Raw genomic sequence first — 12,705 nt, 5'->3', positions numbered from 1 at the left:
CCCGGGCCGCCGGCCCCGCCCGCGTCGCTCAGCGGTTGCGGCGCGTGACGAACTCCGCCAGCGCCAGCAGATCGCCCGCCGCCGCCAGGTCCGGCACGGCCCGCGACAGCTCGTGGACCGCCCGCGCCATCCGGTCCGACGCCTGCTCCTGCGCCCAGTCACGGCCGCCGGCCCGGTCGACGGCGTCCGCCGCGCGCGCCACCGCCGCCCCGGTCAGGGGCCCCCGGTACAGCTCCGCCAGCTCCGCGCCCGCCGGCGTACCGGAGGTGAGCGCGGCCACCACCGGCAGGGACTTCTTGTGCGCGGCGAGGTCGGCGCCGGCCGGTTTGCCGGTGCGCCCCGGATCGCCCCAGATCCCGATCAGGTCGTCGATGAGCTGGAAGGCGAGCCCGGCCTCGCGCCCGAAGGCATCCATGGCCGCGGCCTCCTCCGGCCCCGCGCCGGCGTACAGCGCCCCGATCGCGCAGGAGCACCCCAGCAGCGCGCCCGTCTTCGCGGTCGCCATGGTCAGGCACTCGTCGAGCAGGACCTCCTCGGGGGCGCGCTCCTCGAAGGCGCAGTCCGCCTGCTGGCCCGCGCACAGCTCGATCACGCAGGCCGCCAGCCGGTCCGCGGCCTCGACCGCCGCCGGGTGGGCGTCCGCGGCCAGCAGTCGGTGCGCGAGGGCGAGCACCGCGTCACCGGTGACGATGGCGTCCGCGGTGCCGAAGACGGCCCAGGCGGTGGCGCGGTGCCTGCGGGTCGCGTCCTCGTCGATCACGTCGTCGTGGAGCAGGGTGAAGTTGTGGACCAGTTCCACGGCCGCCGCGGCCCCGACCGCGGGCTCCGCCGGCCCGCCGAACGCGTCCGCCGCGGCCAGGACCAGGGCCGGCCTGATCGCCTTGCCCGCCAAACCCGCACCGGGCGCGGCGGGCGCGCCGGCCCCGGGCTCGTGGTCCTCCCAACCGAAGTGGTACGCCGCGACCCGCCGCAGCGAGCGGGGCAGCGTCCCCACGGCCGCCCGCAGCCGCGGGTCGACCAGTTCACGGGTGCGTTCCAGCAGGGCCGCGGCCTCCCGGGCCCCGACGGCCTCCGACATGGTCAATGAGCGGTCCTTTCCCCGGTGGATCGACGACCCGCTTGCCCCTCGGCGCTCAGCCCCACCGGCCCACCTCCACGTTCTCCAGCACCCCCAGCGCGTCCGGCACCAAGATCGCCGCGGAGTAGTACGCCGTGACCAGGTACGAGATGATCGCCTGCTCGTCGATGCCCATAAAGCGCACGGAGAGGGCGGGCTCGATCTCGTCCGGGATGCCGATCTGGTGCAGCCCGACCACGCCCTGCTCGGACTCGCCCGTCCGCATGCACAGGATGGACGTCGTCCCGGACCCGGTGATGGGGATCTTGTTGCACGGGTAGATCGGCACCCCGCGCCAGGACGGCAGGTGGTGCCCGCCGACCTCCACGGTCTGCGGCACCAGCCCGCGGCTGTTGCACTCGCGCCCGAACGCGGCGATGGCCCGCGGGTGGGCGAGGAACAGCCGCGACCCGCGCCGGCGGGAGAGCAGTTCGTCCAGGTCGTCGGGGGTCGGTGCGCCCGCGTGCGGCTGGATCCGCTGCCCGTGGTCGCAGTTCGCCAGGAGGCCGAACTCCCGGTTGTTGACCAGCTCGTCCTCCTGGCGCTCCCGCAGCGCCTGAACCGTCAGCCGCAACTGCTGCTCGGTCTGGTTCATGGGCTGGCTGAAGAGGTCGGCCACCCGGCTGTGGACCTTCAGCACGGTCTGGGCGACGCTCAGTTCGTACTCGCGCGGCGACGCCTCGTAGTCCACGAAGGTGTGCGGCACGACCGCCTCGCCGACGTGGCCCGCGGACAGGTCGATCGCGGCTTCGCCGTGCTTGTTCGTCCGCTGCCTCGGCACGGCGGCGAAGGCGGCCAGGTGCGCGGCGAGCGACTCCACCCGGTCCGCGAGGCCCAGCACGTCGGCCCGGCTCAGCTCCAGGACGGTGCAGGCGGTGGCCGCCCGGACGGAGTGGTCCCAGGTGGCGTCGGCGGCGACGAGCGCGCCCTCGCCGAAGTACGCGCCGTCGGCGAGCGCGTCGAGCACCGCCTCGTCCCCGTACGGCCCGGAGCCGACCCGCTCGACCCGGCCGTGGGCCAGCAGGAAGACCCGGTTCGTCGGTGTCCCGGCGGCGGCGATGACCTGCCCGGCCGCGTACTCCCGCTGCACGCAGCGGCCGGCCAGCTCGGCGAGCGCGCTCTCGTCCCCGTACTCCCGCAGGGCCGGCAGCTCGCCCAGCTCGGCGGGGACGACGGCGACCCGGTCACCGGTCTGCACGAAGGTCACCCGGCCGTCGCCCACCGCGTACGTCAAGCGACGGTTGACCCGGTAGGTGCCGCCCTGGACCTCCACCCACGGCAGCGTCCGCAGCAGCCACCGGGAGGTGATCTCCTGCATCTGCGGCACGGACTTGGTGGTGGTCGCCAGGTTCCGCGCGGCGGCCGTACCGAGGCTCTGCTGCTCCGGCGCCCGCGGCTCGCGGACCTCGTCGCCCGCAGCGCCGACGAAACCGCCCGAACCAACCGAACCAACGGACATAGGACTTCCTCTCGATCTTGCGTGACAGCCGCAGGACACACCGCCGCCCCGGGACCCGAAGACTCCCGGCGAGCGCCGCCTGACCTGCGTGGAGAGAGCGTTTCAGCGCATGAAGTGCCGGCGCCATTACACGAATTGATGGGACTGGATCAGCTCCGGCGGGGCATATCCCGCGGAATTTGGCAATCCGCCAGGTGGGGTGATCAGAGCTGACCGGATCGGATCGCACACGTTCCGAACAGCCGGCGGGGCCGTCCGGCCGGGGTAGGTAGGCCGATACGGAATTCTCCGTACCTCATCCCCAACCTCTTGTCCCGACCCATCCCCAAAAACCCCTCCTCTCCTCGTACCTCCAGGGAGTCGCCATGTCCTCACCCATGTCCGCCAGCCGGTTCCTCGAAGCGCTGCAGGACGAAGGGCTCAGGGTCGTCCAGGTCGGTGAGTGGCGCACGCACAACCGCAACCACAAGGGCCCCTGGGGGCCGGTGCACGGCGTGATGATCCACCACACGGTCACGAAGGGGACGGCCCTGACGGTCGCCCTGTGCCGGGACGGCCGCCCCGACCTGCCGGGCCCCCTCTGCCACGGCGTCATCGCCAAGGACGGCACCGTCCACCTCGTCGGCTACGGTCGGGCCAACCACGCCGGGCTCGGCGACGACGACGTGCTGCGCGCGGTCATCGCCGAGAAGGCGCTCCCCTCGGACAACGAGGCCAACACCGACGGGAACCGACACTTCTACGGCTTCGAGTGCGAGAACCTCGGCGACGGCAAGGACCCCTGGCCCGAGGCCCAGTTGGAGGCCATCGAGAAGGCGTCCGCCGCGATCTGCCGGGTGCACGGCTGGAACTCGCGCTCGGTGATCGGGCACCTGGAGTGGCAGCCGGGGAAGGTCGACCCCCGGGGCTTCACCATGGACGCGATGCGCTCCCGCATCCACGACCGCCTGAAGTAGCACGCCTGACGTAGCACGACTGACGTAGCACGGCTGAAGGAAGCCGGGTCGCGGGGCCGGGGCGGTCGCCCGGGGGCCGTTGTCGGACCCCGGGGCCACAATGGGATCCATGTCGCCACAGGTGTTCGATCCCGCCGCCGCCCTGCGGCCCCGGCTGCCGTCGCCGCTGCAGCCGGTCGAGGACGAGCGCTTCGCCCGCCGTGGCGTCCGCCTGCTGCTCAAGCGGGACGACCTGATCCACCCCGACCTGCCGGGCAACAAGTGGCGGAAGCTGACGCCGAACCTCACGGCAGCGGCCGGCCGCCCGCTGCTGACCTTCGGCGGCGCGTTCTCGAACCACCTCCGGGCCACGGCCGCCGCGGGCCGCCTGCTCGGCGTGGTCACCATAGGCGTGGTCCGCGGCCACGAGCTCGCGGACCGTCCCTTGAACGACTCGCTGGCCCGCTGCGCGGCGGACGGGATGCGGCTGGTCTTCGTGGACCGCACGACCTACCGGGCGAAGGCCGACCCGGCGGTGGTGGCGCGCGTGATCGCCACCGCCGGCGGGATACCGGACTCGGTGTACGTGGTGCCGGAAGGCGGGAGCAACGCGCTCGCCGCCCGCGGCTGCGCCGACCTGGGCCGGGAGCTTCGGGGCGCGGCGGACGTCGTCGCCGTGGCCTGCGGCACCGGGGGCACCGTCGCGGGGCTGGCCGCGGGGCTCGCCCCCGGGCAGCGGGCCGTCGGCTTCCCGGTGCTCAAGGGCGGTTTCCTCACCGCCGACGTGGAACGCTTGCAGCGGGACGCCTTCGGGGGCCGCCGCGGCGACTGGTCCTTGGACGACCGCTTCCACGGCGGCGGATACGCCCGTATACCGGCCGAGGTCCATCGATTCGCTGACGAGTTCGAAACGCGCCACGGACTGCCCCTGGAGCGACTGTATGTGGCCAAAATGCTGCACGGTTTGACCGCGCTCGTGGCTGAGGGCGCCTTCCGGCCGGGGACGAGCGTCGCCGCCGTCGTCACCGGCGCCCCCGACCCCGACCCCGCCGCCGTCACCGGAGCCCGCGGCCCCGCCGGCCGTCCGCAGCGGGAAGGGGAGCGCTCGCGGGACGCGGATCAGTCGTCGCCCTCGCGATAGGCCGCCGCCTCCTCCAGGTCCAGCCGGAACAGCAGCGTGCGCATCATCTCGTCGTCGATGCGCCGCTCGTCCCGCAGCCGTACGAAGACCTCCCGCTCCGTGCCGATCATCTCCCGGGTCAGCCTGCGGTAGGTGTCGTCGGCGGACTCCCCGGTCTCCTCGTTCACCGTCCCCAGCCGCTCCCAGACCGAGTTCCGCCGGCGCTCCATCACCGTCCGCAACCGGTCCGCCAGGGGCTCCGGCAGGGCGTTGCGCGGATCCGCCAGCAGCTCCTCCAGGCGCCGGTCGGCCGCCGCGGACGCCTCGCTCTGCGCCTGCGCCTCGGCGAGCGTCTCCGCGTACGCGTCGCGCTGCGGCAGCCGCAGCGCCCTGATCAGCGCCGGCAGCGTCAACCCCTGCACCACCAGCGTCCCGATCACCGTGGTGAAGGTCAGGAAGAGCACCAGGTTCCGGGACGGAAAGGGGTCCCCGGCCGCCGTGGTCAGCGGTACGGAGAACGCGATCGCCAGCGAGACCACCCCGCGCATCCCGGCCCAGCCCACGACCGTCGGCGCCTTCCAGTCCACCTCGGGCTCCCGCTCCCTGATCCGGGGCGACGCCCGCCGCGGCAGGAACGTCGCCGGGAAGACCCAGACGAACCGCACCACGACCACGAACACGAAGACCCCGACCGCGTACCCGAGGGCCTGGCCGACGCCGTAGTGCCCGAGCCCCTTGAGGACGTAGGGCAGTTGGAGGCCGATCAGCGCGAAGACCGCGGACTCCAGGACGAAGGCGACCATCCGCCACACCGCGCCCTCCTGGAGCCGGGTGGCGAAGTCGACCTGCCAGGACCTGTGCCCCAGGTAGAGCCCGACCACGACCACCGCCAGCACCCCGGACGCGTGGACCTGCTCGGCCGCCGCGTACGCGACGAAGGGGATCAGCAGCGACAGGGTGTTCTGGAGCAGCGGCTCCTTCAGATGGGTGCGCAGCCAGTGGATGGGGACCATCAGCAGCAGTCCGACGCCGACGCCGCCGAGCGCGGCGAGGGCGAACTCGGCAATGCCCTCCGCCCAGGTCACGCCCTCCCCGACGGCCGCCGCGACCGCGACCCGGTACGCGGTGATCGCGGTGGCGTCGTTCACCAGGGACTCGCCCTGGAGGATCGTGGTGATCCGGTTGGGCAGCCCCAGCTTGCGGGCGATGGCGGTGGCGGCGACCGCGTCCGGCGGCGCGACGATCGCGCCCAGCACCAGCGCCGCGGTCAGCGGGAGCTGCGGGATCAGCAGGTGGGTCAGCCAGCCGACGGCGAGCGTGGCGAACAGGACGTAGCCGATGGACAGCAGGGCGACCGGGCGGACGTTGGCCCGTAGGTCGAGGTACGAGCTGTCCAGCGCGGCCATGTGCAGCAGGGGCGGCAGCACCAGCGGGAGTACGACGTGCGGATCGAGGGTGTAGTCGGGGACCCCGGGCAGGTAGCCGGCGAGCAGCCCCACCGCGACGAGCAGCAGCGGGGCGGGGACGGGGGTCCGCCGGGCCGCCCCGGCGACCGCGGCGCTGGCCGCGATCAGTGCCACCAGTGGCAGTGCTTCCATCCGCGCTCCTCCTGCCGCCCGCGACGCCGCCCGCACCCGGCCTGGCCGCCGCCGGTCCCCGACCGGACCGGACCCGCGGACCGGACCCGCCGGACCGCCCGTCGCTCGACGCGAAGGGGCGGCGCATCCGCCGTAACCTGGCCATCATGAGCGAGTGCCCGCACACTGCGGCTCTGCCCCGCCCGGAGCCGGCCGCGCAGTCCGAAACCTGCCCCGAGTGCGTGATCGCCGGGACGCAACCCGTACACCTACGGCTCTGCCTGGTCTGCGGTCACGTGGGGTGCTGCGACTCGTCCCCGCTGCGGCACGCGAGCGCGCACTTCAGGGAGACCGGTCACCCCGTGATGCGGAGCTTCGAGCCCGGCGAGGACTGGCGCTGGTGCTTCGTGGACGCCTCGCTGGTGTAGGGCGGGCCGGAAAGTCGGGGTGCGCCCTGACGCGTCGTTGCAGGTCGCACTCCGTGCGCCGCTGGACATGGCCGCCGTTTCTCTGCGGGAACGTTGGTCTCCACCGGCTGGTGGGTGGCTTGTCGCGCAGTTCCCCGCGCCCCTGATTCGCCCACCTCGTCGTTCACCTGCGGGGCAGGGCCTTGAGGGGCGCGGGGAACTGCGCGACAGGCCCACCGCCGGGCCGCAGGCGCAACCGCGCAGCTCGCCGCACGGTGAAACCGCGGGTTGGTGCGCCCGTCACATGGGTACGTCAACCCTTCACCGGCCGCCTGGAATTGCGTCCCGCAGACCTCTAGCCACTGTGTGTACTCATATGCCTACCATGAGTGACAGTGACCATAGGGGGCCCTGCGACAGGGCACCATGGATCGCGATAGCGTCGCCGGGCCGGTACCGGCTGCGCGCGGAAGTCGACCGGTCTTCGTACCGGACCGCGTAACCGACGGCCCCGGGACCTTCCTCCCGCGGCCCCGAAAGAGCTTGTGTCACCTTGGAGGTGAGGGTGTCCCAGATCGCAGGTGAGCCCGGGACCCAGGACTTCGTGGAAGTCCGGCTGCCCGCTGCGGGTGCCTATCTGTCCGTGCTGCGTACGGCCACCGCCGGTCTCGCAGCGCGCTTGGACTTCACCCTCGACGAGATCGAGGATCTGCGGATCGCAGTCGACGAGGCGTGCGCGATCCTGCTCCAGCAGGCCGTTCCCGGCTCGGTCCTGAGCTGCGTGTTCCGGCTCATCGACGACTCCCTGGAGGTCACGGTCTCCGCACCGACGACCGACGGCCGGGCCCCCGAGCGCGACACCTTCGCCTGGACGGTGCTCTCCGCGCTCGCCGGCAAGGTGAACTCGTCGGTGGCCGACGACCGCACGGTCTCCATCAGCCTGTACAAACAGCGCGGCGCGGGACCCGGGCCGGCGTGAGGAACGGGGACGGTCCGGTGTGGGACGAGGACGGTCCGGTACGGGACACGGATCGGGACGGACGGCCGGACGCGCAGCAGGACGGGCGGGCGGACGGGGCACGGCAGGGGCGGCGGGACGGGCAGCCCGCGGTCCCCGGCATCCCCGGACAGCAGGTCCGACCGCTCCCGGTCGAAGGACCCCACGTCGAGGTGCTCAATGGCGAGGTGCCCGACGGTGCGGAACCGAGCGGCCGAGGGGCCGCGGCGGAGCAGGAGGCGGGGGCTGCCATTGCGGCGGAGCCCGGGGCGAGGGCGGACCACATGAGCGAGCAGCAAGAGCAGGCGCACGACAGCCGACCGGACCACGACCACGACCACGGCGCAGCTGACGACCGGCGCGACCCGGACGAGCGGCGCGAGAGCCCGAACGAACACCGGAACGAGCAGCGGAACGGCGGGCAGGACCGCGGTGGCGCGCGCGCCCTCTTCGTCGAGCTGCGCAAGCTGCCCGACGGCTCCCCCGAGCGCGCCGAGCTGCGCAATCGACTGGTGCGGATGCACCTCCCGCTGGTCGAGCACCTGGCCCGCCGGTTCCGCAACCGCGGCGAGCCCCTGGACGACCTGACCCAGGTCGCGACGATCGGCCTGATCAAGTCCGTGGACCGGTTCGACCCGGAGCGCGGCGTCGAGTTCTCCACCTACGCCACCCCCACCGTCGTCGGCGAGATCAAGCGGCACTTCCGGGACAAGGGCTGGGCGGTGCGGGTGCCCCGCCGCCTCCAGGAGCTGCGGCTCGCCCTGACGACGGCGACCGCGGAGCTGTCCCAGCAGCACGGCCGCTCCCCCACGGTCCACGAGCTGGCCGAGCGGCTGAGCATCTCGGAGGAGGAGGTCCTGGAGGGCCTGGAGTCGGCGAACGCGTACTCCACGCTGTCCCTGGACGTCCCCGACACGGACGACGAGTCCCCGGCGGTCGCCGACACCCTCGGCGCGGAGGACGAGGCCCTGGAGGGCGTCGAGTACCGCGAGTCGCTGAAGCCGCTGCTGGAGGACCTGCCGCCGCGGGAGAAGCGGATCCTGCTGCTGCGCTTCTTCGGCAACATGACCCAGTCGCAGATCGCGCAGGAGGTCGGCATCTCCCAGATGCACGTCTCGCGCCTGCTGGCGCGGACCTTGGCGCAGCTGCGGGAGAAGCTGCTCGTGGAGGAGTGACGAACGCCCCCGGGCGTTCAGGAGGGTGCTGAAGGCCCTGGCCTCCCGGGGCGCGTCAGCGCTGCGGGCCGCGGATGCCGAGCGCCTGGGTCGTCGCCGGGTTCACCAGCAGCACCAGACCGGAGACCGCGACCACCGCGAGCACCATCCCGACCGGGATCAGCGCACCGGTCGACCTCAGCAGCGTCCACGCGGGGATCAGCGCCATCAGATGCGTGATCAGCGCGGGCCCGCGGCTCCAGCTGCGCTGGAGCAGCAGCCCGCGCGCCGCGACCAGCGGCAGCGCACCCAGGGCGATCATGGTGAGCCCGCCCATCTCGGCCTGGGACGGGCTGTCCGGCCGGCCCAGGAGCCCCATCACGAGCATGTAGACGCCGTACGCGACCAGCGCCAGCCCTTCCAGACCGGACGTCGCTGCGGCGGCCGTCAGACGGGCGGGGCGGGGGCTCGGCGCATCACTCACCCCGCCAGGGTAGCCGCCGCGGCCGGCCGGTCGATCCGCCGGCCCCGCCCGACGACCGGCCCGCGCGGGGACCGGCGCGCACACCCGCGTACGGACCGGTGCGAGGGGGCTGCGAGGGGTCCGGGGTGGACCGGCACTCCCCGCTGGGTACGCTGCACCCCATGCGTGCACTCCTCGTGGTCAACCCGGCAGCAACCACCACCAGTGCTCGTACGCGCGACGTATTGATCCACGCGCTCGCCAGCGAGATGAAGTTGGACGCGGTGACGACGGAGTACCGCGGCCACGGCCGGGACCTGGCGCGGCAGGCGGCGGAGTCGGGCGAGGTGGACCTCGTCGTCGCCCTCGGCGGTGACGGCACCGTCAACGAAGTCGTCAACGGACTGCTCCACGACGGCCCCGAGCCGGACCGGTTGCCGCTGCTCGCCGTCGTGCCCGGCGGTTCCACGAACGTCTTCGCCCGCGCGCTCGGTCTGCCGAACGACGCCGTCGAGGCGACCGGCGCGATTTTGGACGCGCTGAACCGCAAGAGCGAACGAACGGTCGGACTGGGTCTCGCCTCCGGCACCAAGGGCACCGCCGACGAAGGCGTGCCGGAACGCTGGTTCACCTTCTGCGCCGGATTCGGTTTCGACGCCAGCGTGATCGGACGGGTCGAACAACAGCGGGAACTGGGAAAGCGTTCGACGCATCCTCTTTACGTACGGCAGGTGGTGCGCCAGTTCCTGCGCTACCCGCACCGTCGGCAGGGCACGATCGAGCTGCGCCGACCCGGCGCCGACCCGGTGACCGACCTCGTGGTCTCCATAGTCGCGAACACCTCTCCCTGGACCTACCTGGGCAATCGCCCGATCTACGTCTCCCCCCGGGCCTCCTTCGACACCGGTCTGGACGTGCTCGGACTCTCCCGGCTGTCCACCGCCGCGGTCACCCGTTACGCCTCCCAGCTGCTGATGTCGACGCCCGAACGGGGCCCCCACGGCAAGCACGCCACGACGGTCCACGACATGGATGACTTCACCTTGAATTCAAAGGTTCCGCTCCCCTTTCAGATGGACGGAGACCACCTCGGGCTGCGGACGAGCGTGACGTTCACAGGCGTACGCCGTGCACTGCGTGTGATTGTGTGAGTAGAAGGGCCGTACGACCTTTATCTCGAACGTACGGACTGCGATCCACCCCATGGAAGTACGGCTGTGACCTAGTCGACACCGAGGAATCAAAAAAAACTTTCCGGAAGGGGTTGTATCCGCCGCCGAGGTTTGCGAATCTCTTCATGGCGATCGGGACGGCCCGCAAGACCTCGGCCCGCAGATCGCCAGAACCCCTCCCCTGAAGCCTGGACCTTCGTCGATCTGATGTTGGCGATCGCCCTTCCCTCGCGGGGGGATTCGTGAAAGCGTTCACATTCACAAGCACCCGCATGTCATACCAAGGAGAGGTAGCAGCCATGGACTGGCGTCACAACGCCGTTTGCCGCGAGGAAGACCCCGAGCTCTTCTTCCCCATCGGCAACACCGGTCCTGCGCTGCTGCAGATCGAGGAAGCCAAGGCCGTCTGCCGTCGCTGCCCCGTCATGGAGCAGTGCCTGCAGTGGGCGCTTGAGTCCGGCCAGGACTCCGGCGTCTGGGGTGGCCTCAGCGAGGACGAGCGCCGCGCGATGAAGCGCCGCGCCGCCCGCAACCGGGCGCGCAACGCCAGCGCCTGACCGCCACCGCGACAAGCCTGAGGCAACCGGGCGGCGCGTACAGCGCGTACGCACTCACCGCCCCCGAACCGCAGCGCGCAGGAGCAACGACCCACAGCATTCGAGCCCCGGAACGTCTCTCGAAACGTTCCGGGGCTCGCTGCTGTGCCCGAAGTCACGTCCGCCGCGGCGCCGTCACTTCTTCTGTGCGCGCACCGGTACGTCGAGGACGACGCGCGTGCCGCGGCCGGGCTCCGGCACCGGAAGCATGTCGAAGGTGCCGCCCAACTCCCCCTCCACCAGCGTCCGGACGATCTGGAGGCCGAGGTTGCCGGCGCGGTGGGCGTCGAAGCCCTCGGGCAGACCGCGGCCGTCGTCCTGCACGGTGATCAGCAGCCGGCTGTCGGCGCGGGTCTCGCCGCGCACCGCGGACACCTCCACGGCACCCCGCTCCCCCGCCGGGAAGGCGTGCTCCAGGGCGTTCTGGAGGACTTCGGTGAGCACCATGGAGAGCGGGGTGGCGACCTCCGCGTCGAGGATGCCGAACCGGCCGGTGCGCCGGCAGTCGACCTTGCCGGGTGAGATCTCCGCCACCATCGCGATGACCCGGTCGGCGATCTCGTCGAACTCGACCCGCTCGTCCAGATTCTGGGACAGCGTCTCATGGACGATGGCGATCGAGCCGACCCGGCGCACGGCCTCGTTCAGGGCCTCCCGGCCGCGCACGGAGTCCATCCGGCGCGCCTGGAGGCGCAGCAGGGCCGCGACGGTCTGGAGGTTGTTCTTCACCCGGTGGTGGATCTCCCGGATGGTGGCGTCCTTGGTGATCAACTCACGCTCGCGGCGGCGCAGTTCGGTGACATCCCGCAGCAGCACGAGCGAGCCGATGCGGACGCCCTTGGGGCGCAGCGGGATGGTGCGCAGCTGGATCACTCCGCCGTTGCCCTCCACCTCGGTCTCCCGGGGCGCGTAGCCGCTGGCGAGCTTGACCATGGCCTCGTCCACCGGTCCGCGGGAGGGGGCGAGTTCGGCGGTGACCTGGCCGAGGTGGTGTCCGACGAGGTCGGAGGCGAGGCCGAGGCGGTGGTAGGCGGAGAGGGCGTTGGGGCTGGCGTACTGGACGACGCCCTCCGCGTCCAGCCTGATCAGCCCGTCGCCGACGCGGGGGGACGCGTCCATGTCGACTTGTTGCCCCTGGAAGGGGAAGGCTCCGGCGGCGATCATCTGCGCGAGGTCGGAGGCGGACTGGAGGTAGGTCAGCTCCAGCCGGGAGGGCGTGCGGACGGTCAGCAGATTGGTGTTGCGGGCGATCACGCCGAGCACCCGGCCCTCGCGCCGCACGGGGATGGACTCCACGCGCACGGGCACCTCCTCGCGCCACTCGGGGTCGCCCTCGCGCACGATGCGGCCCTCGTCGAGGGCTGCGTCCAGCAGCGGACGGCGGCCCCGGGGCACCAGGTGTCCGACCATGTCGTCCTGGTAGGAGGTCGGGCCGGTGTTGGGCCGCATCTGCGCGACGGAGACGTACCGGGCGCCGTCCCGGGTGGGCACCCACAGGACGAGGTCGGCGAAGGAGAGGTCGGAGAGCAGCTGCCACTCCGAGACCAGCAGGTGGAGCCATTCGAGGTCCGAGTCGCTGAGAGCGGTGTGCTGGCGTACGAGGTCGTTCATGGAGGGCACGTGTGCGAGCGTACCTGTGGCCGGCGGCGGGGATGAGAGGCCGGTGAGTCAGGGATGAGAGGTCGGATGAGACTTCAAACTGGTGCGG

Annotated in this window: 12 protein-coding genes; 7 read left to right on the top strand and 5 right to left on the bottom strand. The window is 72.1% G+C overall.

Translation table 11 applies throughout. From position 1 onward, the window contains the following. Positions 1-28: 28 nt before the first annotated feature. Both AB0E05_RS16995 and AB0E05_RS16990 read right to left on the bottom strand, forming a co-directional pair. Positions 29-1,078 (bottom strand): family 2 encapsulin nanocompartment cargo protein polyprenyl transferase, encoded by a 1,050-nt coding sequence (locus AB0E05_RS16995; protein ID WP_361964333.1) that lies wholly within the window; start codon positions 1,076-1,078, stop codon positions 29-31. Between the two features lie 55 nt (positions 1,079-1,133). Further along, on the bottom strand, positions 1,134-2,576 hold the full coding sequence (locus AB0E05_RS16990; RefSeq protein WP_361963998.1) for a family 2B encapsulin nanocompartment shell protein: 1,443 nt from the start codon (positions 2,574-2,576) through the stop codon (positions 1,134-1,136). A gap of 365 nt (positions 2,577-2,941) precedes the next feature. Here AB0E05_RS16990 and AB0E05_RS16985 point away from each other — a divergent pair, with 365 nt between their 5' ends. Continuing rightward, complete coding sequence (locus AB0E05_RS16985) at positions 2,942-3,532, top strand: N-acetylmuramoyl-L-alanine amidase (RefSeq protein ID WP_361963996.1); 591 nt, start codon at positions 2,942-2,944, stop codon at positions 3,530-3,532. Positions 3,533-3,641: 109 nt separating this feature from the next. After that, positions 3,642-4,652, top strand: coding sequence for a pyridoxal-phosphate dependent enzyme (locus AB0E05_RS16980; RefSeq protein ID WP_361963994.1), 1,011 nt, complete (start codon positions 3,642-3,644; stop codon positions 4,650-4,652). On the opposite strand, the gene AB0E05_RS16975 is transcribed toward AB0E05_RS16980, so the two are convergent. Further along, a complete protein-coding gene (locus tag AB0E05_RS16975) occupies positions 4,631-6,229 on the bottom strand; it encodes a Na+/H+ antiporter (RefSeq protein ID WP_361963992.1) in 1,599 nt (532 codons plus the stop codon). The two genes, AB0E05_RS16980 and AB0E05_RS16975, sit on opposite strands and share 22 nt — an antisense overlap. 146 nt (positions 6,230-6,375) lie before the next feature. On the opposite strand from AB0E05_RS16975, the gene AB0E05_RS16970 reads away from it, so the two are divergent. From AB0E05_RS16970 to AB0E05_RS16960, 3 genes are all read left to right on the top strand, one after another. Further along, complete coding sequence (locus tag AB0E05_RS16970) at positions 6,376-6,636, top strand: UBP-type zinc finger domain-containing protein (protein ID WP_361963990.1); 261 nt, start codon at positions 6,376-6,378, stop codon at positions 6,634-6,636. A gap of 544 nt (positions 6,637-7,180) precedes the next feature. Further along, on the top strand, positions 7,181-7,594 hold the full coding sequence (locus tag AB0E05_RS16965) for an anti-sigma regulatory factor (RefSeq protein ID WP_361529373.1): 414 nt from the start codon (positions 7,181-7,183) through the stop codon (positions 7,592-7,594). Then, positions 7,591-8,787, top strand: coding sequence for an RNA polymerase sigma factor SigF (locus AB0E05_RS16960; RefSeq protein ID WP_361963987.1), 1,197 nt, complete (start codon positions 7,591-7,593; stop codon positions 8,785-8,787). The genes AB0E05_RS16965 and AB0E05_RS16960 overlap by 4 nt, the downstream gene beginning before the upstream one ends. Positions 8,788-8,842: 55 nt before the next feature. Here the strand turns inward: AB0E05_RS16960 and AB0E05_RS16955 are convergent, their stop codons facing one another. Next, positions 8,843-9,250 carry a hypothetical protein gene (locus AB0E05_RS16955; protein ID WP_361963985.1) on the bottom strand — a complete coding sequence of 136 codons (408 nt, stop codon included), beginning with the start codon at positions 9,248-9,250 and terminating at the stop codon, positions 8,843-8,845. 161 nt (positions 9,251-9,411) lie between these two features. Between AB0E05_RS16955 and AB0E05_RS16950 the strand changes: the two genes are divergently transcribed. Both AB0E05_RS16950 and AB0E05_RS16945 read left to right on the top strand, forming a co-directional pair. After that, positions 9,412-10,380, top strand: coding sequence for a diacylglycerol kinase family protein (locus AB0E05_RS16950; RefSeq protein ID WP_361963983.1), 969 nt, complete (start codon positions 9,412-9,414; stop codon positions 10,378-10,380). Positions 10,381-10,700: 320 nt separating this feature from the next. Next, positions 10,701-10,958: a WhiB family transcriptional regulator gene (locus AB0E05_RS16945; protein WP_003953983.1), complete on the top strand. Its 258-nt coding sequence runs from the start codon at positions 10,701-10,703 to the stop codon at positions 10,956-10,958. 174 nt (positions 10,959-11,132) lie between these two features. Here AB0E05_RS16945 and AB0E05_RS16940 read toward each other — a convergent pair whose 3' ends face one another. Beyond that, the gene (locus AB0E05_RS16940) at positions 11,133-12,608 is read right to left on the bottom strand and encodes a histidine kinase N-terminal domain-containing protein (protein WP_361964331.1); all 1,476 of its coding nucleotides are present in this window, start codon (positions 12,606-12,608) and stop codon (positions 11,133-11,135) included. Positions 12,609-12,705: the final 97 nt, after the last annotated feature.

The organism is Streptomyces sp. NPDC048057, assembly GCF_040653095.1.
In the GTDB taxonomy this organism is placed as follows: Bacteria; Actinomycetota; Actinomycetes; order Streptomycetales; family Streptomycetaceae; genus Streptomyces.
The sequence above is the reverse complement of the archived record's forward strand: the minus strand, read 5'-3'. Positions and strand labels throughout refer to the sequence as shown.

What these genes read in the sequence shown, in the direction of transcription:
- AB0E05_RS16940 (WP_361964331.1), bottom strand. Translation starts at nt 12,608, where the DNA reads ATGAACGACCTCGTACGCCAGCACACCGCTCTCAGCGACTCGGACCTC.
- AB0E05_RS16950 (WP_361963983.1), top strand. Translation starts at nt 9,412, where the DNA reads ATGCGTGCACTCCTCGTGGTCAACCCGGCAGCAACCACCACCAGTGCT.
- AB0E05_RS16945 (WP_003953983.1), top strand. Translation starts at nt 10,701, where the DNA reads ATGGACTGGCGTCACAACGCCGTTTGCCGCGAGGAAGACCCCGAGCTC.
- AB0E05_RS16980 (WP_361963994.1), top strand. Translation starts at nt 3,642, where the DNA reads ATGTCGCCACAGGTGTTCGATCCCGCCGCCGCCCTGCGGCCCCGGCTG.
- AB0E05_RS16990 (WP_361963998.1), bottom strand. Translation starts at nt 2,576, where the DNA reads ATGTCCGTTGGTTCGGTTGGTTCGGGCGGTTTCGTCGGCGCTGCGGGC.
- AB0E05_RS16985 (WP_361963996.1), top strand. Translation starts at nt 2,942, where the DNA reads ATGTCCTCACCCATGTCCGCCAGCCGGTTCCTCGAAGCGCTGCAGGAC.
- AB0E05_RS16975 (WP_361963992.1), bottom strand. Translation starts at nt 6,229, where the DNA reads ATGGAAGCACTGCCACTGGTGGCACTGATCGCGGCCAGCGCCGCGGTC.
- AB0E05_RS16995 (WP_361964333.1), bottom strand. Translation starts at nt 1,078, where the DNA reads ATGTCGGAGGCCGTCGGGGCCCGGGAGGCCGCGGCCCTGCTGGAACGC.
- AB0E05_RS16970 (WP_361963990.1), top strand. Translation starts at nt 6,376, where the DNA reads ATGAGCGAGTGCCCGCACACTGCGGCTCTGCCCCGCCCGGAGCCGGCC.